A 23731-nucleotide genomic window follows, 5' to 3' on the forward strand; every position below is an offset into this window, starting at 1 on the left:
GGACCGGTCGACCCGGTACTTGTCCGCCGCCTCGCGCTGCGTGGCCTGCCCGGACAGCACCGACACCCACAGCTCGTACTTCTCGCTCGGCGGCAGATGCCGCCTTGGCTTCCTCGCCGCGGCACTCCCGCCGCTCGTGCTGCTCACCTTCGGATTCGACACCTGCACCGACCTCCCGGTCGCTCAGGCACGCCGTTCCCTGGCCGGGTATTCCCCCGGTCAGACCGGACACGATCTCAGACGCATAGCAAAGGTGGCCGCCGGCATCGGCCCGATCCCGCTCGGCAACGACACGCGGTGACCACGGAGCGGACCCGCGCGTGCGCGCGGCGGGGGAGAACGGCATACTGGCCTCACTATGCGCGGATTGCTGCTCCTTCGCTGCCGCGGCGAGGCCTGACTCGGCCCCCCTCGTCGCGGAGGTTGTGCTGCCCGTAGGCCGACACCGCAGACGAGACGAAAGCACCGCGATGATCCACCCGCAGCAAGCCACCCCGATGCCGTTCACGAAGTACGTTCCCTTCCAGGACCAGATCCGGGTCGAACTCCCGGACCGCACCTGGCCCGACAAGGTCATGACCGCGGCGCCTCGGTGGTGCGCGGTCGACCTGCGCGACGGCAACCAGGCCCTCATCGACCCCATGGACTCCGAGCGCAAGCTGCGGATGTTCAAGCTGCTGGTCAAGATGGGCTACAAAGAGATCGAGGTCGGCTTCCCCAGCGCGAGCCAGACCGATTTCGACTTCTGCCGCGAACTGATCGAGGGCGGTCACATCCCCGACGATGTGACCATCCAGGTCCTCACACAGTGTCGTGACCATCTGATCGAACGGACGTATGACGCGATCCGCGGTGCAAAGCAGGCGATCGTCCACTTCTACAACTCGACGTCGGTGCTCCAGCGGCGGGTGGTTTTCGGCCTCTCGCAGGACGGCATCGTCGACATCGCCCTCCAGGGTGCGCGGCTGTGCAAGAAGCTCGAGGAGACCATCCCGGACACGAAGGTCTACTACGAGTACTCCCCGGAGTCCTACACCGGCACCGAGCTGGAGTTCGCCGCGCGCATCTGCAATGAGGTCATTGACGTCATCGACCCGACGCCCGATCACAAGATGATCATCAATCTCCCGGCGACTGTCGAGATGGCCACCCCCAATGTGTATGCCGATTCCATCGAATGGATGTCGCGTCATATCACCCGGCGCGACAGCGTGATGATCTCGCTGCACCCACACAACGACCGCGGCGAAGGCGTTGCGGCCGCCGAACTGGGCTATCTGGCGGGCGCCGACCGGATCGAGGGGTGCCTCTTCGGCAACGGCGAACGCACCGGCAATGTCTGCCTGGTGACTCTGGGGATGAACCTGTATTCGCAGGGCATCGACCCGCAGATCGACTTCTCCAATATCGCCGAGGTGCGACGCACGGTCGAGTACTGCAACCAGTTGGGCGTTCACGAGCGCCACCCGTATGGCGGCGATCTCGTCTTCACGGCGTTCTCCGGCTCCCACCAGGACGCCATCAAGAAGGGCTTCGAGGACATGGACAAGCGGTCCACGGCCGCGGGCACCGATGTCAACGGGATCGACTGGGGCGTGCCCTACCTGCCGATCGACCCGCACGACATCGGCCGGTCCTATGAGGCGGTCGTTCGCGTCAACTCCCAGTCCGGCAAGGGCGGGGTCGCCTATCTGCTCAAGAGCGAGCACGGCCTCGATCTGCCCAAGCGACTGCAGATCGAGTTCTCGCGCGTCGTTCAGCACAAGACCGACGTCGAGGGCGGTGAGCTGACCGGGTCGCAGATCTGGGAGATGTTCGCGGACGAATACCTTCACAGCGAGGACGCAGCCAGCCGCTGGGGCCGCTACTTTCCGCTCCGCTCGACGATCACGGGCAGCGACGAAGGGGTCGACGAGATCGAGTCGACCATCCTCGTCGACGGCGAACCGCACCTGATCACCGGTCGTGGCAATGGCCCGCTGTCGGCCTTCGTCGAGGCGCTCGCGACGATCGGCGTCGATGTGCGCGTGCTCGACTACGCCGAGCACGCGATGTCCTCGGGAGTCGACACGCGAGCGGCGGCCTACGTCGAATGTGCTGTGGGAGAACGCGTTCTGTGGGGCGTGGGCCTGCATGAGTCGATCGTGAAGGCGTCGCTGCGCGCCATCATGTCGGCGATGAACCGCGCCGAACGCGACCGGATCAGCCGCGGCGAGGACGACGTGGTCATCTCGCGTCCCGGCGGCGGCCCGTAGGCCCGAAAGTCGGCTCCCTCCCGACACCGAAAGGCCGGTTCGGGGTCGCCCGCGTTAGGCGGCCCGAACCGGCAGCACCGCAGCTCAGGCCGTGGGGTGAGTGGACTCCCCGGCCGACTTGCGCAGGCGCATCGCGAGCAGGCTGGTCGCCAGCAGCATCGCTCCAGCGACGAGCAGTCCGGCGGCTGCCCCAGCGGCACCGGGCAGATAGTCCACGGCGGCCTGGGTCGCAGCCAGCGTCAGGCCGATGACGCCGATCGCCAGGTAGGGCCACACCCGCACCCGGACGTAGGCGGCGAACGCCACGGCGCCCACGAGTGCGAGGAGCACATAGGCGAGAGGCTGCATGCGGCCTTCGAAGACGGGCGTCTCGGCGCCGAGCAGGGTGAGCGCGCCGCCGACGACCCGAGCGGTGTCGGGCTCGCGCCACCAGCGCAGCTCGGCGAGGGCGAGCCAGCCGATCCCGAGGGCGAGCAGGATGACCGTCTTGATCAGGGTGCGACCGTCGCTCCAGCCCGAGGTCGCGTTGAGCACGGTCGCTGCCACGCCGAAGCCGACCGCGGCCTGCCCGGGCACCGTGGGCGCAAGCACGTAGAAGCCGAGGGCGAGCACGGTGAAGGCGCCGAAGACGAGGGCGATCCAGCCGTCCCCGGTGTGGTGCTGGTGTTCGATATACGTGCCGAGGGCACCCGTGGCCAAGGCCGCTGATCCGATGCCGAAGGCACCGGCCAGCCGGCGACGCACGTCGGCGTCCTCGGGGGTGTCTCGCCCGGTCAGGCGTGCGCCGAGGCCGGCCCCCGCCAGGACGAGCGCCCCGAGCAGCAGCGCGCCGACGCGCGTGGCGAGGGACATCTCTCGCCAGCTCGCCGCCAGGAAGACGGCGCCGGCCGCAACAACCAGGATGCCGCCGGCATACCCGGCGATCTCGGCGAGGATCTTGGAGCGGGGCGTCTCGCCGGCGGTCCGCCCGAGTTGATGGTCAAGGATGGCGATGGCCCGAGAGCGATCCTCGGGCGCGACGATCCCGGAATCGACGAGTGCAGCGACCAGCCCGGTTGCCTTTGTGCTGCTGCGTTCGACCAGATGTGCGGACATACGCACATCGTCCCGTATGCCAGCGCCGTCCGGATGAGTATCCCTGCTCACCCGTCTCGACGAACTCGGGCCGGAGTGGGACGTCAACGCACGCCGGCGGGGCGGAACTGGATCGACATCCGCGGGCCGACGCTCTCGGCGACCTTGGGGATTGCATGCTCCCAGGTCCGCTGGCACGAGCCGCCCATGACGATCAGGTCCCCATGGCCGGTGACGAACCGCATACTGGCCCCGCCGCCACGCGGGCGCAGCGCCAGCGTGCGCGTCGCGCCGAGCGAGAGGATGGCAACGATCGTGTCCTGATAGCGCGAGCGGCCGATCCGGTCCCCGTGCCAGGCGACGGAGTCGCGGCCGTCGCGATAGAGGCACAGGCCAGCGGTGACCAGCGGCTCATCAAGCGTCGGGAGGTAGTGAGCGGACAGAGCCTCGCAGGCCTCGCGCAGCAGCGGGTGCGGCCAGGTCTCGTCCGCCCCGTAGAACTTCGTCAGGCGCGGGACATCGACGACGTTGTCGTACATCTGCCGGCGCTCGGCCTGCCAGGGCACGGTGCCTGCCAAGGTCTCGAAAAGCTCATCGCCTGCGCGCAGCCACCGGGGGGCCACGTCGACCCACGCCCCGAAACGCAGCGGCGTGCGCACGACGCCGGCAGCGAGCTCGCCGAAGGATCCGGCCACCTCAGGGGCGCCGAAGTCGAGGACGTCTTGGAGCGTCATACGGGCCATGGTAGCGCGCGGATCGTACATATGTCCGAATGGCGCGCGAGATGCGTCGCTACCGCCGGCGAGCCCGGTCGATGGGCCTGCGGGCCGCGGCATATGGTGCAAAGCCTGGCCTCCTGAGCGTTAGCGACATGGCGGGGCACAATGGGGCGGTGCCGACCTACCGCGACCAAGCGATCGTGTTGCGCACCCACAAACTCGCCGAGGCCGACCGGATCGTCACCGTGCTGACTCGCCAGCGAGGCAAGCTGCGCGTTGTGGCCAAGGGGGTGCGCCGCACCAAGAGCCGATTCGGTGCGCGCCTCGAGCCGGGGATGGTGGTCGACCTCCAGTGCTACGAGGGCCGCAATCTCGACACCGTCACCCAGGCCGAGTCGCTGGCGTCCTATGGCGCGCAGCTCGCCAGGGACTACCGCGCCTACACCGCCGCAGCCACCGTCCTAGAGACCGCCGACCGGCTCAGCGAGGAGCGCGAGCCGGCGCTGCAGCAATACCTGCTGCTGCACGGTGCCCTCGCCGCGCTGGCCGGGGGCGCCCACGACGCCTCGCTCGTGCTGGATGCCTATCTCTTACGGGCGCTCGCCGTGGCCGGCTGGGCGCCGAGCTTCCATGACTGCGCGCAGTGCGGCGACCCGGGCCCGCACGCGGCCTTCAATCTCGCGACCGGCGGGTCCGTATGCCCGTCCTGTCGCCGCCCGGGATCCGTCGCCCCCGCGCGGGCCACCCTCCACCTTCTGGCTGCCTTGCTGGCCGGCGACTGGGAAATCGCCGACGCGAGCCTGCCGCACCACCGGCGCGAAGGGAGCGGCCTGACGGCCGCGTTCACCCAGTGGCACCTGGAGCGGGGCTTGCGCTCCTTGCCGCACGTCGAGCGCGACGCGCCGCCGACTCTGACGACCGCTGGCGCCGACCGCGCCTAGGCCTGCGTCCCAAACAGCGGTAGGAGACTTAGGCTCGACGTCGTGAAGCCCCCCTTCCCGCACCCCTCAGGTGCCCGCCCCCCACAGTTCCCGGCACCGGCCCTGCCCAAGCATGTCGCGATCGTCATGGACGGCAACGGCCGCTGGGCCAACCAGCGCGGGCTGCCGCGGACCAAGGGGCACGAAGCCGGCGAGGCCGCCCTGCTCGACGTCGTCGCCGGGGCGATCGAAGTCGGCGTGACTTACCTATCCGCCTATGCCTTCTCCACCGAGAACTGGAAGCGCAGCCCCGACGAGGTGCGCTTCCTCATGGGCTTCAACCGGGATGTCATCCGCCGCCGCCGCGACCAACTCCACGAGTGGGGCGTGCGAATGCGCTGGGTCGGCCAGCGCCCGCGGCTGTGGGGCTCGGTGATCAAGGAGTTGGAGATCGCCCAGGAACTGACCCAGCACAACACCGGCGTCACTCTGTATTTCTGCGTCAACTATGGCGGGCGCGCCGAGATCGCTGCTGCTGCAAGGCAATTGGCCGAGCGCGTAGCTGCCGGCAAGCTCCGCCCCAGCAGCATCGACGAGAACCTCCTGGCCCGCGCGCTGCCCGAGCCGGGGATGCCCGATGTCGATCTCTTCGTGCGATCGTCGGGGGAGCAGCGAACCTCCAACTTCCTGCTCTGGCAGAGCGCCTACGCCGAGATGGTCTTCCTCGACACGCTCTGGCCGGACTTCGACCGGCGCGACCTGTGGCGGGCGATCGACACCTATGTCCAACGCGATCGCCGGTACGGCGGGGCGGTGGACGCCGTCAGTTCTTGACGCCGTTCGCCGAGCAGGTCGCGCACCGGCCGAAGATCTCCAGCGTGTGCGTGACCGCCTCGAAACCGTGCGCACGCGCCGTCATATCGGCCCACCGCTCGACCTCGTGTGCCTCGACCTCGACGGTCAACCCGCAGTCGCGGCACACCAGGTGATGGTGATGGCCCTCGCTGCAGGCCCGATAGACGGCCTCGCCGCCGTCGGTGAGCAGGACATCGATCGCGCCCTCGTCGGCGAGTGACTGCAGGGTGCGATAGACCGTTGCCAGGCCGACGGTTTCGCCCGAATCCCGAAGCAGCGCATGCCATTCCTGCGCGGACCGGAAGTGCTCGTGGCGCGCCAGGATGTCACCGACCGCCTGTTGCTGGCGGGTCGGCCGCCGCGTGCTCACGCCGCCCCGCCCGTATGCCGTTCGCCCACCTCCGCGGGCAGCTCCCCGCGATGGCTGGGCCGAGCGGCCCGCGTCGGCGGGGCGGCACCCGGGCCGGGCTCGTTGTGCTGGTCCTGGTGATGCTCGTCGTAGTGGTCGTCGTGGGGGGCATGGCGGTGCCCGTCGTGCAAGTAGTCCACGTGGTCGCCGTGCGGCACCGCCTGGTGACCGCAATCGGGGCCGTGCTCGTGGTCGTGGCGCTCGGCCGGCGCGTGATGATGCGCCCAATGTCCGGCGAGCCTCCGAGCCATGTCGGCGACCACGAAGAAGGCCAACGCGATGAGGACGATCGTTCCGCCGGAAGGAGTTTCGGCATAGAACGACGTCACGACGCCACCGACGGCCGCGAGCACACCAAGAGTGGTCGCCAGCCGGATCGCCGATCCGAACGAGCCGGCCAGCAGTTGCGCGGCGGCATTAGGGATGATCATCAGCGCGCTGACCAGGAGCAATCCCACCACGCGCATCGAGACCACGACCGTCACAGCGGTGAGAATCGACAGCGCGAGGTTGACCGCGGTCACCGGCAGGCCAGACGCGCGGGCATACTCCTCGTCCTGGGCGGCGGCGAACAGCCACGGCCGCAGCAGAGTGGTGACGAGGACCACCACCAGGGTGAGCGCGGTGAAGGCATAGAGGTCCGCGCGCGTGGTTGCCGTGATCGATCCGAACAGATAGGCGGTGAGGTTCGCCGAGGTCCCTTGCGGGGAGCGGCCGATGAGCACCACGCCGGTCGCGATGCCGCCATAGAACATCAGCGCCAGCGCCTGATCACCGCCGGTGCGACCGCGAGCGCGCGCCAACTCGATGCCCACGGCGCCGAGGACGGCGACGATCAGGGCCGTCAAAACCGGCGAGGTCGAGGTGAGGATGCCGATGGCGACACCGGCGAGCGCGACGTGGCCGAGGCCGTCGCCGACGAGGGAGAGCCGACGCTGGACGAGGAAGATCCCGACCAGGGGAGCGGCGGCACCGATCAGGAGAGCAGCGATCAGCGCATTGCGCATGAAGGCATAGTCGAGAATCTCAATCATGGTGATCTCCTCGCAGGTCGAGCGGGCCGGCGTCGAAGTGCGGCCGCCGGCGGGCGGATCCACCGGCGGGTGAATGGTCATGGTGATGGCCACCGTGCGAAAGCCCCTGGGTCGCATAGTCATCCGGTGCGCCGTCGAAGGTGATGTGCCCGTCGTCGACGACGATCACCCGAGTGATGACCTCGGCGAGAGCGTCGAGTTCATGAGTGACGATCAGCTGCGTTGTGCCCGCGGTGGCCAACTTCTCTAGCACGCGCGCCAGGACGATCTGATTGGCCGTGTCGACCCCTGCGGTCGGCTCGTCCATGATGAGCAGGTCGGGTGAGGAGGCGAGCGCCCGGGCGATCAACACGCGCCGCTGTTGACCGCCGGAGAGTTGGGCGACATCGGAGCCGACGCGATCGCCAAGGCCGACGAGGTCCAGGACGCGGGCGACCGCCTGCCGATCCCCTTCGGCATCGCGCCGCCACGGCCGCCACCAGGTCCGGAAGCGCAGGCGGCCAATGGCGACGATCTCGGCGACCGTGGCGCGCACCGAAGTCGCGAGCGTATGCCGTTGCGGCACATAGCCGATCCGCCCGGGTTCGAGCTCGGCCAGGTCGCTGCCGAGGACGTGCACGCTGCCCGCGAGTTGGTCGGTCAGGCCGACCAGCCCCTTGACGAGGGTGGATTTGCCGGCGCCATTCGGGCCGAGGATCGCCACGACCTCACCAGGGTCGATGGTGAGCGTGACGTCGGCGATGACCTGCGTCGCGCCATAGCCGAAGGCGGCGTCACGCATCTGTAGGACGGGTGTGGTCATGGGGTGCACTCCTGCCCGGAGATGAGGGTGGTCAGATTGGCCCGCATCAGGCCGGGATAGTCGCGCGCTGCCGATGCGTCGGTCAGTCCTTCGATCGGGTCGAGAACCGCTGTGCGAGCGCCGGTTTCGGCGGCGATGACCTCGGCGACCTTGGGGCTGGCGAGCGGTTCGGTATAGATCACGCGGGTGTGGTGCTCGCGCACGAAGGTCGTGATCGCGGCAAGGGTGGCCGGGCTCGGCTCGGCGTCGGGGTTGAGCGCCACTGGGTGCTGAGTGAATCCGACGAAGGCCGCGAGATGACCGTAGGCGGCGTGCCCCGTCACCAGGTCGGTGTTGGCGCAGTGGGCGAGCCCGTCGACATAGTTCTGGGTGAGCGTGGCCAAGGTCGTGTCCAGGGCATGCCCTCGTCGACGGAAGTCCTCGGCGCCCGCGGGATCGAGCCGCGACAGCGTGTCGACCAGTTCGCGCGAGACGGCCGCCATGCGTTCGGGATCGAGCCAGAAGTGCGGGTCGACCTCGAGTTCTTCGGCCGTCTCGGCGTGCTCGACGTCGCCACCCCCGTCGTGGGTGTGGCCGGTCAAGGGGTGCAGTCCGGCGGCCGTGGTGATATCGAGGACCGTGCGCGGCATGGCGGCGCGGATGCCGTCGTCGACCGCCGGCTGGAATCCGGGCAAGGTGATGGTCAGGTCGGACTTCGCGATCTGCACGACCTGCCGCGAGGTCAACTCCAGGTCGTGCGGTTCCGCGCCCGGGGGCGTCAAGGAGATCACCTGCACCTGGGAACCGCCGATCTGCTCGGCGAGGTACTGGGTCGCGTAGAAGCCGGTGACCACCGAGAGCCGGTGGCCGCCTGCGTCGGAGCCGGTCGACGTGCATCCCCCGAGCGCCAGGACAGCCCCCGCGGCGGCACCCGCGATGGCGAGGCCGACGCGGGTGGGGTGCGCACGGCATACGATCATGAGAATCATTCTCAACTAGCGGTAGTCGTGGCGTCAAGCCGGCGACGCGTGCAACCGGCCTGCCCTGGAGAAGTGACCTGAGTCACGTCGATGTCATTACGCTCACACCCTCCGGCCAGGCCGATGACGCGCGAGTAATACTGGTGGCATGCGTCCAAGGTTGGTCCATGGCCTCACGGAAGTGCCCCGTATGGCAGGGGAGTTCGGTGAATATGCGGCCTTCCGACGCGTCCTGGGAAAGGCTCGCCACGGCGACGGTCACCACGTCCTCGTCCTGCCCGGGCTGATGGCCGGTGACTACACGACGGCGATCCTGCGCCGCTATCTCTCCTCGCTCGGCTACCAGCCGCACGGCTGGGGAGTCGGGCGCAATATCGGCCCGACGCGGCAGATCGTTGACTCGATGCGGCTGACCGTCGAGCAGTTGACGCAGGAGCATGGGCCGATCTCGATCATCGGCTGGAGCCTCGGTGGCCTCTATGCCCGTCAGCTCGGCCGGGCCTACTCCGACGACGTCCGGCAGGTCATCACGCTCGCCTCGCCCTTCCGCTTGATCCACCGCGAGGACACGATGGCGTCGCTGATCTTCGACCGCTACAGCCACCTGCACGTTGCCGCCGACGAGCTGGATCTGCCGGAGCAGGAGCACCTGCGCGACCCGATGCCGGTGCCCACCACCGCGATCTATTCACGCACCGATGGCATCGTCCCGTGGCAGGCCTGTCTCAACGAGCTTTATGGCACGCACGAGAACATCGAGGTCAAGGCCTGTCACATCGGCATGGGGCATCACCCCGGCGCGTTGTGGGCGGTGGCCGACCGGCTCGCGCAGCCCATGGGAGAGTGGCGGCCGTTCCGCTCGCCGAAGAGCCTGCGCCGCTGGTACCCCACGCCGCTGAACTGGCCGCTCGATGACGACCTGATCCTTGCCGAACTCGCCGACCCTACGCCGATCGATCCGTCGGCGCTGACGGGCGACGGCAAGGCCGTCGTCGGCTGACATATCGGAGAAGAAGTTCCTCCCCCAGCCCAACCTTCTCCCGGGCTCGTCGCGTTTACCGCATGACAGCATCAACGTGATCAGGGAATGGGGGGGCCAGCAGTGCAGGCACATCTCGACCCGGGATTCGCGACCTATGTCCGCGCCCGGCAGCGCACTTTCGTGCGGGCTGCCTATCTGATCTGTGGTGATGAGCATCAGGCGCAGGACCTGGTTCAACAGGCTCTGATCAAGCTCGCCACCCGCTGGTCGCGGATCAAGGATGAGAACCCCGACGGTTACGTCCGCAGGATCCTTTACAACGACGCCGTCAGCAGTTGGCGACGCACAGGTCGCGAGCGCCCGTCTGCCGTGCCCGCCGACCGGGTCGTGCCCGATCCCTCCGGTGCGGTCGCCGAGCGGGCCGACCTGATCGCCGCCTTGCGGGAGTTGGCTCCGCGGCAGCGGGCCGTGATCGTCCTGCGCTATTTCGAGGACCGCACCGAGGCCGAGACCGCCGAGATCCTCGGCATCTCGATCGGCACCGTCAAGAGCCAGGCGCACGCCGCGCTGGCCAATCTGCGGGTGAATTTCCCCGCGCTCACCACGTCCTCTTCGGCCCAGGAGTCCTCGCAATGACCACCAACGACGTGCATGACCTGCTCGAGCAGGCCTGCGACCAGATTCCCGACACCGACCTCGCCGATGCGGCCTGGGCCGTGGCCTACGGTCGGCAGGTGCGCCGGCGGCGCGTCCTGGTCGCACTCGCTGCCGCATGCTCCGTTGCCACCGCGGGGGCCGTTGTCGCGAGCGACTTCTGGGCGCCCACCACGCAAGGGCATGCGTTGACCAATAGCCCGTCGGTGACGTCGCCGGCGGGCCCGACCTCGCCGAGCACGCCGGCCACGGGGTCGCCGCAGGACGCGGCCGTGCTCGCGCGGGTGTGGAGTCTGCCCGATCCGGGGGACATGACCGGCCTGCCGTGGTCGACGTCGGGTCCGGTGCAGGGCGAGGTCGATCTGGTGCGGTCCGCGCGTCTGTTCTCGACCTCGGGTGGCTTCCGGGCCGGTGAGCACATTGATGCGGCGTTCGCCATGCCGACGGCCAAACAGGCAGGGATCGTGACGTCGCTCGGCAATATCTACCTGCTGGACGAGCTCACGCTCCGCGACACCTCGGATTCGTCGGGCAATGCGCATTTCCATCTCTCGCCGTCGGCGATTTCACCGGACGGCACAATGCTTGCCATTGCCCAGCCGAACGGTGTGGTCCTGATCGACGCGACGCGTGGCGCCGAGGCAAAGCCCTGGCACACCATCCCGATCGCCAACCCCACCATCGAGTCGGCGAACTTCGTCGACGGCGGCCGCACGATACTCGCGGGCTCGGACGGTGGCCTCTATGTCGTCGATGTAGCCAGCGGCACGAGCATCAAGCGCCCGTCGAGATTCGGGGCTGATGAGATCGTGCTGTCCGGTGGTGCTAACTCCGGCGGCCCGGTGGAGGTGCGCACCTGGGATGCGACTAAGCGGGCATACGGGCCAGCGGTGGCGGTGACCGACCCGCGCATCGGTGAGGTGTGGGGGATTGGTGGCAGCAACCTGCCCGGCACGGGCTTTGTCGCCGGTCTGGTATCGCCGACGCAGAGCACGCTCGATGCGCTGTGGCGCGCGCGCGGACTGAACTCGTATCAGGGGATCGCGGCCGTGCCGCTGGGCGGAGGCGAGGCGGCGCTGTTACTTGATGTCAGCCAGCCCGGGACGGACGATGCGTCGATCGCCCAGTCGCGAAGTAAGGCTGGCATCCGGCCCGTCGGCACGACCAGCGAGGGGAATCTGTTGATCCTGGCCGATGGCGGCTACGCCAAGACCACGAAGGGTGACTTCACGCTCGTGCGCCAAGACCTGGTCTCGTGGAATATTCGGACCGGCGAACTGGCGCGGGTCGCTGCCCTCACCGGCGAATGGGTCGGCCTGATCCTTCGACCCGGGGTGTGATCGCCTGCAGCCTCAGCGCGGCCGGGCTTGCACGAGCGCGATGGCGGCGATGAAGAAGAGCACCGCGATGCGCATGAGCTTCTCCACGCCGGTCAGGCGCGGCCAGCTGACGGTGAGCATCCACGTGAGGAAGGCCGCTACCAGCGTCGTCGCGATCCACCCGTATGACGGCACGAAGGTCCCGAGGACGAGCAGCCCGAAGACCGCGAGCACGGGGAGGGCACGGGGCAGCTTGTCCAGGCGCACGAGGAGTCGTTCGTTGAGGGAGCGAGGTTCGACGGGAGTCGGGGTGGTGCGAGACACCAGGCAAGGGTAGTTCGCCGCTGCGGCGGCACCTGCCATGCCCCAGTGGCTCGACCCCGGCCGGTGGGGTGGGCCGAGTCGATGGGGAGCCTCAGGTCGGGTCGTCGCCGGTGGCGATCGGCCGGGTGGGGTCGGTGATCCACTCGCTCCACGAGCCGACATAGACCGGCGCGGTGATGCCGAGTTGTCGCAGCGCCAGGGCCAGGTGGGCGGCGGTGATCCCGCTGCCGCAGTAGGCCCCCACCTCGGCGTGCTCGAAGACACCACGGCCCGCGAAAAAGGCCATCAACTCCTCGCGCGGCAGCAACCGGCCGTCCTGATCGACGTAGTCGGACATCGGGGCATTGCGCGCCCCAGGAATGTGCCCGGCGACCGCGTCGATCGGCTCGGTACGCCCGGCATAGCGCTCGGCGGCGCGGGCGTCGAGCAGCAGGCCCGTCCGGGCGAGCTCGGCGGCACCCTCGGCGTCGAGCAGGGGGAGGGCTCCCGGGCGCACCGTCACCGTGCCTGGCGTCGCAGTCGCCGCCACCCCGTCCGAGACCGGCAGCCCGGCGGCCACCCACGCGGCGAGGCCGCCGTCGAGGACCTGCACGCCCGAGAGGCCGACATAGGTCAAGAGCCACCAGGCCCGCGCCGACCCCAGGCCGGTGCCCTGGTCATACACGGCGACGGCCGACGAGTCGTCGATCCCGTTGGCGCGCAAGGCCCTTTCCAAGGCAGCGACGTCGGGCAGGGGATGCCGGCCACCTGCGCCGGGCGGGCCCGCGAGTTCGGTGTCGAGGTCGACGAAGCGGGCTCCGGGCAGGTGAGCCACGACATACAGCTCGCGGCCGGGAGTGCCGACGAGGTTGTACTGGACGTCCAGGACCACGATCCGGTCACCGCGACTGAGGCGCTCGGCGAGCGCGGTCGGGGTGATCAGGGTCGTCATGGCGACATCCCATCAGTCGGCCAGGGCGAGCCGACCCCAGGCGTATCGCGCCTTTGCGCCGGCAAAGATGCGCTGGGGATTGTTGGAGTAGAGCGACCCGAGGGATCCGCGCTTAGCGCCGCTCGAGATCGCGTCGGCGAGCAGGAGATTCATCGACAGCTTGGCCGTCGGCCCGGGCGCGTTGACTTTGAGCGTGGACCACGGAATCGCCGCCTCGACACGCCAGCCGCTCGCCGTGCGGACGGCCACGGCCGCTCCGGACGTCCAAACGCCACCGGTCGCGAAGGCGGCACCATCGGCATACGCCACCGCGCGCAGCGTGCCGCCGGACTCCGTCGGGCCGATCAGGATGCGCGTGTCACGCGATCCCAGGCGGTCCGCGGGAAGGGGATTGGTGTAAGCCCCGATCTCGATCCCGACGCTGTCGCCCGAGCCGATCGCCCACGGCCGCAAGGGATGCGTCTGGGTCAGCGTCGGGTCCTTGACGACCGCGAGGATGTAGAGGTTGTCGCGGTCCCACCCCAGGCGCCAGGTGGCGGACGCTGTGGATCTCACCGAGCGGGAGCCGCCGACGCGGGTGTCCACGGCATACGTCGGGAAGCCGGACCAGTCGTCGGTGGCGCCATCGATCCGGGGCGCGCGCGTGACCTTGGTGGCGGTGACGGTCGGCCCGGGGACGGCGGCTCGATAGCCGTCGGGCACCGATGCGGACGGTGCTGACGACGTCGCTGGTGCAGGCGTCGTGGATGTCGTGCCGGAGGGGGGGTGGGCGCGGTGCTGGTTTCCGTCCCGACCGGCGCGGGCACCGAGGGTGCCGCCGAGCCGTCGCATGCTGCGAGCAGCGCGAGCGCGCCGAGGATCGACACGTATGCCGGTGACCGCCGACTCATCGCCCGCCCCTGTCTTCGCACCTTGTTCCGGCCCCGTCGGTCCGGACGCGCTCACCCTACACACGGGTCCCGACAGGGTCGTCCGGATGGGAGAATGGCAGGTCATGTCCACGACCGCACGCCTCGAAACCGCCCGGCTCGACCACCCCGAGCGTGGCGACGTCGGCCTGCCCGCGGCGTTGCCACCGTTGCGGATCGGGCCGCTCGAGATCGCTTCGCCGGTGGTGCTCGCGCCGATGGCGGGGATTACGAACCGGGCCTTCCGCAGGCTGTGCCGGGAGTACGGAACGGCCCGCTCCAGCGGCGCGACATCGCTCTACGTCAGCGAAATGATCACTTCGCGAGCGCTGGTGGAGCGCAACGAGCTGACAATGCGCCTGATCGAGCACGATCTCGATGAGTCGCCGAGATCGACGCAGCTTTACAGCGTCGATCCGGTGACGACCGCCGCCGCCGTCCGCATCCTCGTCAGCGAGGATCGCGCCGACCACATCGACCTCAACTTCGGCTGCCCCGTCCCGAAGGTCACGCGCCGAGGCGGCGGCGGCGCCCTGCCGTGGAAGCGCGAACTCTTCCGCTCGATCGTCGCGGCGGCCGTCCGCGAGGCGAGCCCCTATGACGTGCCCGTGACCGTCAAGATGCGCATGGGCATCGACCCCGAGCACCAGACCTATCTCGACGCCGGGCGCCTGGCTCGCGACGCGGGAGCTGCGGCGGTCGCTCTCCATGCGCGGACGGTCGCGCAGGCTTATAGCGGGGTCGCCGATTGGAGTGCCATCGCGCGCCTGAAGGAGGCCGTGACCGATATCCCGGTGCTCGGCAATGGCGACATCTGGTCTGCGGAGGACGCGCTGGCCATGGTCGCGGCCACCGGCTGCGACGGCGTGGTCGTCGGGCGTGGGTGCTTGGGCCGGCCGTGGCTGTTTGCCGACCTGGCCGCGGCGTTCGCGGGTCGGCCGGAGCGCGCGCAGCCCACGCTCGGCGAGGTCGTCGACACCCTGCGCCGGCACGCGGGCTATCTCGTGGACTTCTATGACGACGAGGTCAAGGGCTGCCGCGACATTCGCAAGCACATCGCCTGGTATCTCAAGGGCTTCCCGGCGGGGTCGGAAATCCGCAACGGACTGGCGCTCGTGGACTCGCTCGCGGCGCTGGACGACCTGGTCGGGGGGCTGGACCGCGCCGCGCCCTGGCCGGGCGAGCCCGCTGAGGGGCAGCGCGGCCGCGCCGGCAACCCCCGGCATGTCGTGCTCCCCGAGGGCTGGCTCGACTCGCGCGACCTGACCCCCGCCCAGCAGGCCCTCGTCGCCGAGGCCGAGGAGTCCGTCAGCGGCGGCTGAGCGCCGGCGATCGTTCACGGCTTTCCCGCCCGATGCCGCAAAGCCCTTGCTCGCACGGGAACATTTCCCCCGCGAGCAAGGGTCTTCCCAGGCGCACCGGCGGGCGGTCCGGGCGGTTGTCGGTGCCCTCTGGCAGGGTGTGCCGTATGAGCAGCATCGGCACTTTGGGTGGATCGCCCGAGCGTCCGGCCCTCTTCTTCGGGGGTCCGGAGGAGTTCCGGGCGTGGCTCGCGGTCAACCACGCCACCGCGCCGGAACTGTGGATGGGGCTGCGCAAGAAGCACGTCGCCGATCGTGGCCTCACGTGGGAGCAGGCCGTCCCCGAGGCCTTGTGTTTCGGGTGGATCGACTCGGTCGTGCAACGCATCGACGACGACACCGTGCGCCAGCGCTGGACGCCCCGCCGGCCCGGGAGCATCTGGAGCAGCGTCAATATCGCCCACGTCGAGCAGTTGACGGCGGCCGGTCGGATGCAGCCTGCGGGACGTGCGGCCTACGAACGCCGCAAACCCGAGAAGTCCGGGATTTATGCCTACGAGAAGCCCGGTGATATCGCGCTCCCCGAGCCGTATGCCGCCTTGCTCGCCGCTAGTCCCGTTGCGGCGCAGTGGCTCGCCGGAGCCACGGAGACCTATCGACGATCCGCCTTCCATTGGGTCGTCTCGGCCAAACAGCAATCGACCCGCGACAAGCGGATGGCGGAGTTGATCGCCGACAGCGCCAATGGCCTGCTCATCAAGCCCCAGCGGTATGGCAGCGTGCCCACCTGGGTGCGGCGTAACCGAGAAGCGCTCGGGTTGACCGATGCGCCAGGGCCGGCCGGGGCCGCCGCGCCCGAGGCGCACGATGCGCCAGGGCCGGCCGGGGCCGCCGCGCCCGGGACGCGCGGGCCAGCCGGGGCCGCCGCGCCCGAGGCGCACGATGCGCCAGGGCCGGCCGGGGCCGCCGCGCCCGGGACGCGCGGGCCAGCCGGGGCCGCCGCGCGCGGGGCGCACGAGCCGCCGGGTTCGAACCGACCGGATCCACACCGGCCGGGTGCATCGCCGCCTGACGAGCCCGATCAGCCAATGCCGGGGATGTGATGACCGCGACAGCAGCGTCCAGCGCGCCAGCGGGCATGGTGACCCCATCCGACCCCTATGGGGCCGCGGACCGGGCGCGCTGGGTTGCCGAAGACCCGGCGCTCAAGCGCACCGACCGGGACGAGTTCGCGCGTGACCGGGGCCGGCTCATCCACTCGGCCTCATTGCGCCGCCTGGCGGCCAAGACGCAGGTGCTCTCCCCGGACAGCGACGATTTCGTCCGCAACCGGCTCACGCACTCGCTGGAGGTCGCCCAGATCGGGCGCGAGTTCGGCGCGGCCCTGGGCTGCGACGGCGACGTCGTCGACGCGGCCTGCCTGGCCCACGACCTGGGACATCCACCTTTCGGTCATAACGGCGAGGCCGCCCTCGATGCGCTCTGCGCCGACATCGGCGGCTTCGAGGGCAATGCTCAGACCTGGCGCATCCTTACCCGGCTCGAGGCCAAGCGCGAGCACCCCGACGGCCGCCCCGCCGGCCTCAATCTCACGCGCGCCAGCCTCGACGCCGCCTGCAAATATCCCTGGGCGAGAGGGGAGTTCGAGGGGGTCGCAAAGTTCGGTGTCTATGCCGATGACCTCGACGCCTTTCGTTGGATGCGCGAACGCCACCCGCCGGCTGAACGGTGCCTAGAGGCCGATGTCATGGACTGGTCGGACGATGTCGCCTACTCCGTGCACGACGTCGAGGACGCCATTGCCTCGGGCCGGCTTGCCCCGGCCCGCCTGCTCGACCCGGGGCATCGCGCGATGGTGCTCGCGGTCGCCCAAGGCGCGTATGCCGCGGACCTGACCGCGGACGCTTTGCAGGAGGCGCACGAGCGGCTCCTGGCCCTGGCGGTGGTGCCAACGGCATACGGCGGGACCCGGAGGGACCTCGCAGCGCTGAAAGACATGACGTCGCGGTTGATCGGTCGTTTCGTGCGCGCGGTCGAGGAGGCGACCCGGGTGGCGTACGGGCCGGGACGGCTAGCCCGATATGACGCGCGGCTCGTCGTGCCCGACGAGACACGCGCGGAGTGTGCCGTGCTCAAGGCGATCGCCGCGCATTTCGTCATGCACGCCGAGGACCGGGTGCCGCTCTACGCGCGGCAACAGGAGTTGATAGCCGGCCTGGTGGCTGGCTATGAGGCCGACCCCACGCGCCTGGACATCGACCTGCGGGCCGACCATGGGGCCGCTCCCGACGATGCGGCGCGGCGGCGCATCGTCGTCGACCAGGTCGCGAGCCTGACCGACGTTCGCGCCTGGGCGATCGGTCGCGCCTGGGGGCTTGCCTGATCCGCGCCCGCCCGCGTCTGCGTGGGCACTCATGCCCTGTGGATGGCCCGGAGCGGATGCCCACGGCGACTATCTACACTGACCGGACAGCAGCCGGAAGGAGCCGCGAGCAGTGGCCGGGCGAATCGTGGCCGAGGACATCGCGGCCGTGAAGGAACGCACGTCGATCGTCGACGTCGTCCGCGATCACGTGACCCTGCGCAATGCCGGCACCGGCTCGATGAAGGGCCTGTGCCCTTTCCACGACGAGAAGTCGCCGAGCTTCACCGTGCGCGAGAGCGCCGGCACCTATCACTGCTTCGGCTGCGGCGAGGGCGGCGATGTCGTGGCTTTCGTCCAGAAGGTCGACGGGCTGACCTTTGTCGAGGCGGTCGAGCGCCTCGCTGCCCGGCTCGGGATGGAGTTGCGCCGCGAAGAGGGCGGGCCCAGTGGCGAGAGCCTCGGCCGGCGCTCGCGCCTGGTCGAAGCCCACCGCATCGCGCAAGAGCTCTATGCCGATCGTCTCGTCAACAGCCCCGATGCGCGGGCGGCCCGGGACTTCCTGCGGGCGCGTGACTTCACGGGCGCCGACGCGGCACGGTTCGGCGTCGGCTTCTCTCCCCGTGGCGGTGAGGAACTCGCCCGGCTGCTGCGCAGCCGCGGCTTCTCCGAGGAGGAGATGGCGCTCGCCGGGCTCGTCGGGCGGGGTGCCCGGGGCAGCTACGACCGCTTCCGCGGCCGGCTGATGTGGCCGATCCGCGACACCTCGGGCGACACCATCGGCTTCGGGGCGCGGCGGATCTTCGATGACGACCGGATCGAGGCGAAATACCTCAACACCACCGAGACGACGATCTATAAGAAGTCGCAGGTCCTCTATGGGATCGACTTGGCGAAGAAGGCGATCTCCGGCGGCCGGCGGGCCGTCGTCGTCGAGGGCTACACCGACGTGATGGCCGCCCACCTCTCCGGCGTCGAAGCCGCGGTCGCGACCTGCGGCACGGCTTTCGGGGTCGATCACATCAAGTTGCTGCGCCGGCTGATGCGCGACGAGCCCGGACTCGACCCGGCGCGGATCATCTTCACCTTCGACGGAGACGCGGCCGGTCAGAAGGCCGCGATGAAGGCCTTCGCGGAGGATCAACGCTGGACCGCGCAGTCCTTTGTCGCGGTCGCCGCCGACGGCATGGACCCGTGCGATCTGCGGCTGCGCAAAGGCCCCGAGGCGGTCAAGCATCTGGTCGAGGACGCCCTGCCGATGTTCGAGTTCGCCGTCCGGACACTGATCGGGCGACTCGACCTGACCACCGCCGAGGGGCGCGTGCAGGCAATGAAAGTCGCTGCGCCGGTGATCAATTCGATTAAGGATCCGAGCTTGCGACCGGAGTATGAGCGGACCGTCGCCGGCTGGATCGGCGTCGGCGTCGAACAACTCGCCGACGCCGTGCGGCGGGCCGGCACCTTGCGTCCCCCCGAGGAGCCGCGACGTCGCGACGCTGAGGCGGCGGAGCCCACTGCGGACGAGCTCGCGGCCGCCCTGCCGATGCCGAATATGCGCGACCCCCTGGTCAATGCCGAGGCCCAGCTGCTCCAGGTCTTCCTCCAATACCCGAACGTCATCACGGGGGAGATGCTCGACTCGATCGCACCGGAGTCCTGGGTCGCTCCCGCGCACCGCGCCGTCTTCGATGCCGTCCGCAGCGTCGTCGTCACCGAAGGTATGACGCTTGCCCAGTGGGTGCAGGCCGTCACCACCAATGCGCCGCTGGCCGCACAACCGCTCGTGTCCGCCCTCGCGGTCGCATCCCTGCCGGTGACCCTCGACCCGTCGTCGGGGCTGCCGGAGGCGCGCTATGTCGCCTCGCTGGTGGCGCGGGTGCGCGAGGTCTCCATCACCCGGGAGATCGCCGACTCGCTGTCCCTGATCCGGCGTTTGTCGTCCGACCCCGATGCCGACCCGGCACAAGTTCGGGCCGTGTCGATGCGTCTGCAAGATCGCCAACGAGCGTTAGCGGACCTTCGTGAGAGGGTGAGTTGATGGGATTCTCGTTGCGGCGCAAGGACACGGCGCCATCGCTGCCCGCTGAGGTCGCGTCGGGGCTCGGATTGCTGGCTAAGGAGCGCGTCGTCGCCGCGACCCGCGACGACACCGGCACGTGGGTCGTCGTCGGCACCGCCCGCCTGTATGCCGTTCCCCCCACCGGCGAGGTGCTCGCCCGCCCGTGGCACCTGGTCGACAACGGCAAGTGGGATCACGACAACTACACCCTGACGGTGACGTTTGTCGATGGTGCCCGCCCGCAGCAATGGGTCTTCCGGGAGGCCGCCCAGGTGCTTCCGGCCTTCCGTGAGCGTGTCCAGGCCTCGGTCGTCATCTCCGAGGCGGTCGACCTCGGCTCGAAGTCGCGCAAGGCGCGCGTAGTTATCCGCAAAAATCTCGCCGACGGCTCGCTGCACGACCAGACCATCCTAGGCCAGGGTGTCCGGCTGAGTGATCCGGGCGTGAGCGAGGCCGTCAACGCCACCCGGGCGCACCTGCGCGAGCAAGTCGGCCTCTGAGGACGGGCTGCAACGGGCCATTCCATGGCGACGATGGAACCGGAATCGGAAATCAATCCCGCGCGGGATGTGCGCAGGGTGCGGACCGCGGGCATCCGTGCCGGTCAGCCGACTGTGGAGCTCCCCCGGTTGGACTCGAACCAACAACCCTTCGGTTAACAGCCGAATGCTCTGCCAGTTGAGCTACAGGGGATCGTCTGGCACGCCTCGCGGCGCTGGGAAACCATAGCAAAGAGCACCCGGAGTCAAGAAACTCGCCATGGCCACGGCACGGCCGGCGCCGGGGAGTTGGCTCCCCAGCGCTGGTGTCAGCGCGGTGGAACAAACGGTGGTCAGGGTCGTCTGACTCGATGGAGGACAAGGCAGTCTCCGCAGCCCAATGACGAAGTCGGTTACACGACTTCCCCAGCCAGCGCGTGGGCGACAGGGCTCGATCAGGAACTTTTCACGTCCGCGCAGTCGGCGCCTCGTCATCGGCAGGAGGCGAGCTTCGGGGGATTCTGCTTCGCGTCCAACCGCACGCCGAGCGGGGTGAGGTTCTTGTCCACGGCCCGTTGCCAGGCGCCGGAACTGACCATCTTCGTCAGTGCGGTCGTGATCCGCCGGCACAGGCGGCTGTCGTCCTTAGGGAGGCCAACGGCATAGGACTCAGTGGAGAAGGTCTTGCCGACGAGGGTGAACTCATCGGCATACTGCGGCTGCCGGGCGAAGCCGGCGAGGACGACCTGATCGCCGGTGACGGCATCGATCTGGCCGGTGTCGAGCAACGCGACGCACCGGGCATACGAGTCGAAGGTCTGCAGTTGCACGCCTGGATACTTCTGGACGATCCGCTGCGCGGCGGGCGTCCCCGTGCCGGTGCAGAGCGTATGCCCGGGCATGTCGTCCGACCCGGCGATTCGGCTGCCGCGGCGCACGAGCAGCGTCTGACCGGTCGTGAGGTAGGGGCCGGCGAAGGCGACCGAGAGCGCACTCGCGTCGGTCATGGCATACGCGGCCACGACGATGTCGACCTGCCCGGTCGTGAGGAGGACGTCCCGCTGGGCGGGTGTGGCGCGGACATACGTGATTTCGGTCTTGCCGAGGGCATTGGCGACATAACTGGCGACGTCGATGTCGAAGCCGGAGTAGACACCCGCGCTGAGCAGACTCATGCCGGGTTCGTCAATGCCCACGCCGATCCGGATACTCGGACTCTCCGCGCCCTGGCACCCGCTCACGCCGAGCACAACAGCGGCGGCGAGCGCGATCCGCGCCGCACGTCGGTAGCGCCCGAGGGTTGGAATGCTCACGGGGGCAACGAGATCCGTTCTTCAGGTGCGGGTGTCTACATCCTCCCACGGGCGGAAAGGACGAGCGCGGTGGAGTTGGCTCCACCGCGCTCGCTACTGACCCAAGTCCGTCACCCCGGACGCCCCATTCGGCAGCCCGCAGGCGAGGCCCCCTGGTCAGTGGTTGGGGATCTTGAACTTCTGGCCCGGGAAGATCAGGTCAGGGTTCTCGATGTGGTTCAGCTTGGCGATCTTCGTGTAGGAGACGCCGAACTTCTCGCCGATCTCGGACAGCGTGTCGCCGGACTTGACGGTGTAGGTCCGGTAGTTCTCGTCGTCGTCCTTCTTGGGGGCGGCCTTCGCCTCCGGCGCCTTGGGCTTGGGTGCGGCCACCGGCTCGGCCGGGGCGTTCATCGGCTCCTCCGGGACCGGCACCGAGTGGGTGTAGTCGGGAGCGGGAGCGACCGTCGGCTCCGGAACCGGAGCCGGGTCGGGAGCGGCCGGGGGTGCCGGCGCGGGTGCGGTTCCGGCCTTCTGCGCGGCCTCCTGCGCGCGCTTCTCGGCGTCCGCAGCAGCCTGCTGAGCCTTCGCGGCCTCATCGCGCGTCTTGGCGGCGACCTCGTCGGCGTGCTTGCGCGCGTCGGCGGCCTCCTTGGCCGCCACTTCGGCCTGCTTTTTCGCCTTCTCCTCGGGAGTGTCGAAGCCGAGACTGTCCTTGATTTCGTCCAGGAATCCCATGATCTGGGTGTGCCTTCCATTGGTTGTGCACCGGTCGGTGCCGGCTCCGGGTCCTATGACCCGTGGGCCGAACGTACCGGACCGTACCCGCCCGCGCGCGCCGGACACCCTGGGAGTTTTCTGAGTGCCGACTGCCCGCACGCCTCCAGCTGCGACTGGTCGCCCCTGCCGTATGCCGTTCACCCCCACCGCGTGCGACGTTCCGGATGATCGTCCTTCGCGCAGCCGAGGCTAGACTCACCGCGCGCTTGACCGTCGGCTCGGCCGGAGCGGTCGAGCGCACGGGGCGTTAGCTCAGTCGGTCAGAGCATCGGACTCATAATCCGCCGGTCGTCGGTTCAAGCCCGACACGCCCCACTGGTAAAAGGCCAGGTCAGACACGGTTTGAGTAGTGATTTCTCACCGTCGAGACCGAGAAGGGGTGCCGAAAAGGGTGCCTAAACGAACCGCTGTGACACACGGTGAGCCATGAAAGGTGCCGCCGTACACATGACGGGCATGGCCGCGAACACGCCCTCCACCCCGTCACTTCGACTGCTGCCCGGCGGATCGGTCGACGTCTCCGAGTTGCAGCGCGACTACGACCGGCAGATGGGTGTCGTCGCCGAGGCACTACGGACTCTGGGCACCATCGCCGACCGGCTGGCTCTCGCCGCCAAAGCACAAGACGGGCCACGAGTCATGCGGCCCGTTATGTCTGTGACAGAAGCGGCTGAATGCCTCGGCGTGTCCAGGTCCACGATGAACCGGCTCATCCGGAGCGGGCAGATTCCGGTGCAGCGGTTCAACTCGATCCCGAAGATCCTGCGCGAGGATCTCGACACCTACACCCGGTCGGGACGTTGAGCACACGAGCCCCGCGCGGGCGTCCCGTCATCTACAAAGGCAGCGACGGGCTGTGGCACTGCATCGTCAACTTCGGCACCGACCCGGTCACCGGGAAGCGTCGCCGCCGGCACATCAAGCGGGTCACCCGCAAAGAGGTCGCGCAGATTGTCGCCGAACTTGAGCGTCACAAAGATGCCGGACTGACTGATCCCGACCGGGTGACCCTCGGGCAGTGGTTCCACCTGTGGTTGACCACCGGCACCCATCACCGCAAGACGCGAACCACACTCGGGTACGAATCGCACTACCGGTGCTACATCGAGCATCGACTCGGTTCGAAGCAGTTGCGTTCGGTCACGACGAAAGACATCGAACAGCTGCTGCTGTGGATGGTCAGCGAAAGCGGCCCAGGCGTATCGGCGAGTACCGCGTCATCCGTGCGACGAACCTTGCGGTCCTGCCTTTCGGAAGCGGTCCGGGAAGGACGGATCACCCGCAACCCCGCGACCTACGCGCGGACCCCTTAC

General features: G+C 69.1%; 23 protein-coding genes, 2 tRNA genes and 1 pseudogene. 14 read left to right on the forward strand and 12 right to left on the reverse strand.

Features of this window, described 5'->3' with window-relative positions; translation table 11 throughout:
• The first annotated feature begins 470 nt into the window (after positions 1-470).
• Positions 471-2255, forward strand: coding sequence for a 2-isopropylmalate synthase (leuA, locus tag ABD209_RS05860; protein WP_344063443.1), 1785 nt, complete (start codon positions 471-473; stop codon positions 2253-2255).
• Positions 2256-2339: 84 nt separating this feature from the next.
• Here the strand turns inward: leuA and ABD209_RS05865 are convergent, their stop codons facing one another.
• Both ABD209_RS05865 and ABD209_RS05870 read right to left on the reverse strand, forming a co-directional pair.
• A complete protein-coding gene (locus ABD209_RS05865) occupies positions 2340-3350 on the reverse strand; it encodes a DUF2157 domain-containing protein (RefSeq protein WP_344063446.1) in 1011 nt (336 codons plus the stop codon).
• A gap of 83 nt (positions 3351-3433) precedes the next feature.
• Positions 3434-4063 carry an alpha-ketoglutarate-dependent dioxygenase AlkB gene (locus ABD209_RS05870; protein WP_344063449.1) on the reverse strand — a complete coding sequence of 210 codons (630 nt, stop codon included), beginning with the start codon at positions 4061-4063 and terminating at the stop codon, positions 3434-3436.
• 158 nt (positions 4064-4221) lie between these two features.
• Here ABD209_RS05870 and recO point away from each other — a divergent pair, with 158 nt between their 5' ends.
• Both recO and ABD209_RS05880 read left to right on the forward strand, forming a co-directional pair.
• On the forward strand, positions 4222-4989 hold the full coding sequence (recO, locus tag ABD209_RS05875; RefSeq protein WP_344063452.1) for a DNA repair protein RecO: 768 nt from the start codon (positions 4222-4224) through the stop codon (positions 4987-4989).
• Positions 4990-5031: 42 nt separating this feature from the next.
• Positions 5032-5802 carry an isoprenyl transferase gene (locus tag ABD209_RS05880; protein ID WP_344063455.1) on the forward strand — a complete coding sequence of 257 codons (771 nt, stop codon included), beginning with the start codon at positions 5032-5034 and terminating at the stop codon, positions 5800-5802.
• Here ABD209_RS05880 and ABD209_RS05885 read toward each other — a convergent pair.
• The 4 genes from ABD209_RS05885 to ABD209_RS05900 are packed head-to-tail and all read right to left on the reverse strand — an operon-like array spanning position 5792 to position 9036.
• The gene (locus ABD209_RS05885) at positions 5792-6193 is read right to left on the reverse strand and encodes a Fur family transcriptional regulator (protein ID WP_344063458.1); all 402 of its coding nucleotides are present in this window, start codon (positions 6191-6193) and stop codon (positions 5792-5794) included. The two genes, ABD209_RS05880 and ABD209_RS05885, sit on opposite strands and share 11 nt — an antisense overlap.
• On the reverse strand, positions 6190-7266 hold the full coding sequence (locus ABD209_RS05890) for a metal ABC transporter permease (RefSeq protein WP_344063462.1): 1077 nt from the start codon (positions 7264-7266) through the stop codon (positions 6190-6192). Before ABD209_RS05890 ends, ABD209_RS05885 begins: the two co-directional genes overlap by 4 nt.
• Positions 7259-8068 carry a metal ABC transporter ATP-binding protein gene (locus tag ABD209_RS05895; RefSeq protein WP_344063465.1) on the reverse strand — a complete coding sequence of 270 codons (810 nt, stop codon included), beginning with the start codon at positions 8066-8068 and terminating at the stop codon, positions 7259-7261. The genes ABD209_RS05890 and ABD209_RS05895 overlap by 8 nt, the downstream gene beginning before the upstream one ends.
• Positions 8065-9036 (reverse strand): metal ABC transporter substrate-binding protein, encoded by a 972-nt coding sequence (locus tag ABD209_RS05900; RefSeq protein ID WP_344063469.1) that lies wholly within the window; start codon positions 9034-9036, stop codon positions 8065-8067. The genes ABD209_RS05895 and ABD209_RS05900 overlap by 4 nt, the downstream gene beginning before the upstream one ends.
• A 181-nt stretch (positions 9037-9217) precedes the next feature.
• Here ABD209_RS05900 and ABD209_RS05905 point away from each other — a divergent pair, with 181 nt between their 5' ends.
• The 3 genes from ABD209_RS05905 to ABD209_RS05915 all read left to right on the forward strand — a co-directional run bounded on the left by ABD209_RS05905 (position 9218) and on the right by ABD209_RS05915 (position 12003).
• Complete coding sequence (locus ABD209_RS05905; protein ID WP_324385671.1) at positions 9218-10027, forward strand: esterase/lipase family protein; 810 nt, start codon at positions 9218-9220, stop codon at positions 10025-10027.
• An 87-nt stretch (positions 10028-10114) separates the two neighbouring features.
• Positions 10115-10645 carry a SigE family RNA polymerase sigma factor gene (locus ABD209_RS05910; protein WP_344063474.1) on the forward strand — a complete coding sequence of 177 codons (531 nt, stop codon included), beginning with the start codon at positions 10115-10117 and terminating at the stop codon, positions 10643-10645.
• Positions 10642-12003 (forward strand): WD40 repeat domain-containing protein, encoded by a 1362-nt coding sequence (locus ABD209_RS05915; RefSeq protein WP_344063477.1) that lies wholly within the window; start codon positions 10642-10644, stop codon positions 12001-12003. The genes ABD209_RS05910 and ABD209_RS05915 overlap by 4 nt, the downstream gene beginning before the upstream one ends.
• A 12-nt stretch (positions 12004-12015) precedes the next feature.
• On the opposite strand, the gene ABD209_RS05920 is transcribed toward ABD209_RS05915, so the two are convergent.
• The 3 genes from ABD209_RS05920 to ABD209_RS05930 all read right to left on the reverse strand — a co-directional run bounded on the left by ABD209_RS05920 (position 12016) and on the right by ABD209_RS05930 (position 13939).
• Positions 12016-12306, reverse strand: a complete 291-nt coding sequence (locus tag ABD209_RS05920; RefSeq protein WP_344063480.1) for a DUF6703 family protein — start codon at positions 12304-12306, stop codon at positions 12016-12018.
• 91 nt (positions 12307-12397) lie between these two features.
• The gene (locus ABD209_RS05925; protein WP_344063483.1) at positions 12398-13237 is read right to left on the reverse strand and encodes a sulfurtransferase; all 840 of its coding nucleotides are present in this window, start codon (positions 13235-13237) and stop codon (positions 12398-12400) included.
• 12 nt (positions 13238-13249) lie between these two features.
• Positions 13250-13939: a sugar-binding protein gene (locus ABD209_RS05930; protein WP_344063486.1), complete on the reverse strand. Its 690-nt coding sequence runs from the start codon at positions 13937-13939 to the stop codon at positions 13250-13252.
• 292 nt (positions 13940-14231) lie between these two features.
• Between ABD209_RS05930 and dusB the strand changes: the two genes are divergently transcribed.
• The 5 genes from dusB to ABD209_RS05955 all read left to right on the forward strand — a co-directional run bounded on the left by dusB (position 14232) and on the right by ABD209_RS05955 (position 20367).
• The gene (dusB, locus tag ABD209_RS05935) at positions 14232-15467 is read left to right on the forward strand and encodes a tRNA dihydrouridine synthase DusB (protein ID WP_344063488.1); all 1236 of its coding nucleotides are present in this window, start codon (positions 14232-14234) and stop codon (positions 15465-15467) included.
• Between the two features lie 146 nt (positions 15468-15613).
• On the forward strand, positions 15614-16549 hold the full coding sequence (locus ABD209_RS05940) for a YdeI/OmpD-associated family protein (protein WP_344063490.1): 936 nt from the start codon (positions 15614-15616) through the stop codon (positions 16547-16549).
• Entirely contained in the window at positions 16549-17829 is a 1281-nt protein-coding gene (locus ABD209_RS05945) for a deoxyguanosinetriphosphate triphosphohydrolase (protein ID WP_425564583.1), read from the forward strand. Before ABD209_RS05940 ends, ABD209_RS05945 begins: the two co-directional genes overlap by 1 nt.
• A gap of 112 nt (positions 17830-17941) precedes the next feature.
• The gene (gene dnaG, locus ABD209_RS05950) at positions 17942-19846 is read left to right on the forward strand and encodes a DNA primase (RefSeq protein WP_344063493.1); all 1905 of its coding nucleotides are present in this window, start codon (positions 17942-17944) and stop codon (positions 19844-19846) included.
• Positions 19846-20367 (forward strand): hypothetical protein, encoded by a 522-nt coding sequence (locus ABD209_RS05955; protein ID WP_344063496.1) that lies wholly within the window; start codon positions 19846-19848, stop codon positions 20365-20367. Before dnaG ends, ABD209_RS05955 begins: the two co-directional genes overlap by 1 nt.
• Positions 20368-20487: 120 nt before the next feature.
• Here ABD209_RS05955 and ABD209_RS05960 read toward each other — a convergent pair.
• The 3 genes from ABD209_RS05960 to ABD209_RS05970 all read right to left on the reverse strand — a co-directional run bounded on the left by ABD209_RS05960 (position 20488) and on the right by ABD209_RS05970 (position 22376).
• Positions 20488-20560 (reverse strand) — tRNA-Asn (locus ABD209_RS05960).
• 277 nt (positions 20561-20837) lie between these two features.
• Complete coding sequence (locus ABD209_RS05965; protein ID WP_344063499.1) at positions 20838-21659, reverse strand: transporter substrate-binding domain-containing protein; 822 nt, start codon at positions 21657-21659, stop codon at positions 20838-20840.
• 156 nt (positions 21660-21815) lie between these two features.
• Entirely contained in the window at positions 21816-22376 is a 561-nt protein-coding gene (locus ABD209_RS05970; protein ID WP_344063502.1) for a LysM peptidoglycan-binding domain-containing protein, read from the reverse strand.
• A gap of 283 nt (positions 22377-22659) precedes the next feature.
• Between ABD209_RS05970 and ABD209_RS05975 the strand changes: the two genes are divergently transcribed.
• The 3 genes and pseudogenes from ABD209_RS05975 to ABD209_RS19750 all read left to right on the forward strand — a co-directional run.
• Positions 22660-22733, forward strand: a tRNA-Ile gene (locus tag ABD209_RS05975).
• A 132-nt stretch (positions 22734-22865) separates the two neighbouring features.
• On the forward strand, positions 22866-23222 hold the full coding sequence (locus ABD209_RS05980; RefSeq protein WP_344063505.1) for a helix-turn-helix domain-containing protein: 357 nt from the start codon (positions 22866-22868) through the stop codon (positions 23220-23222).
• Between the two features lie 200 nt (positions 23223-23422).
• Positions 23423-23569, forward strand: a pseudogene (locus tag ABD209_RS19750) (tyrosine-type recombinase/integrase); the annotation flags it as partial.
• Positions 23570-23731: the final 162 nt, after the last annotated feature.

The sequence above is a fragment of the Nostocoides vanveenii genome, assembly GCF_039531165.1.
Taxonomy (GTDB): domain Bacteria; phylum Actinomycetota; class Actinomycetes; order Actinomycetales; family Dermatophilaceae; genus Nostocoides_A; species Nostocoides_A vanveenii.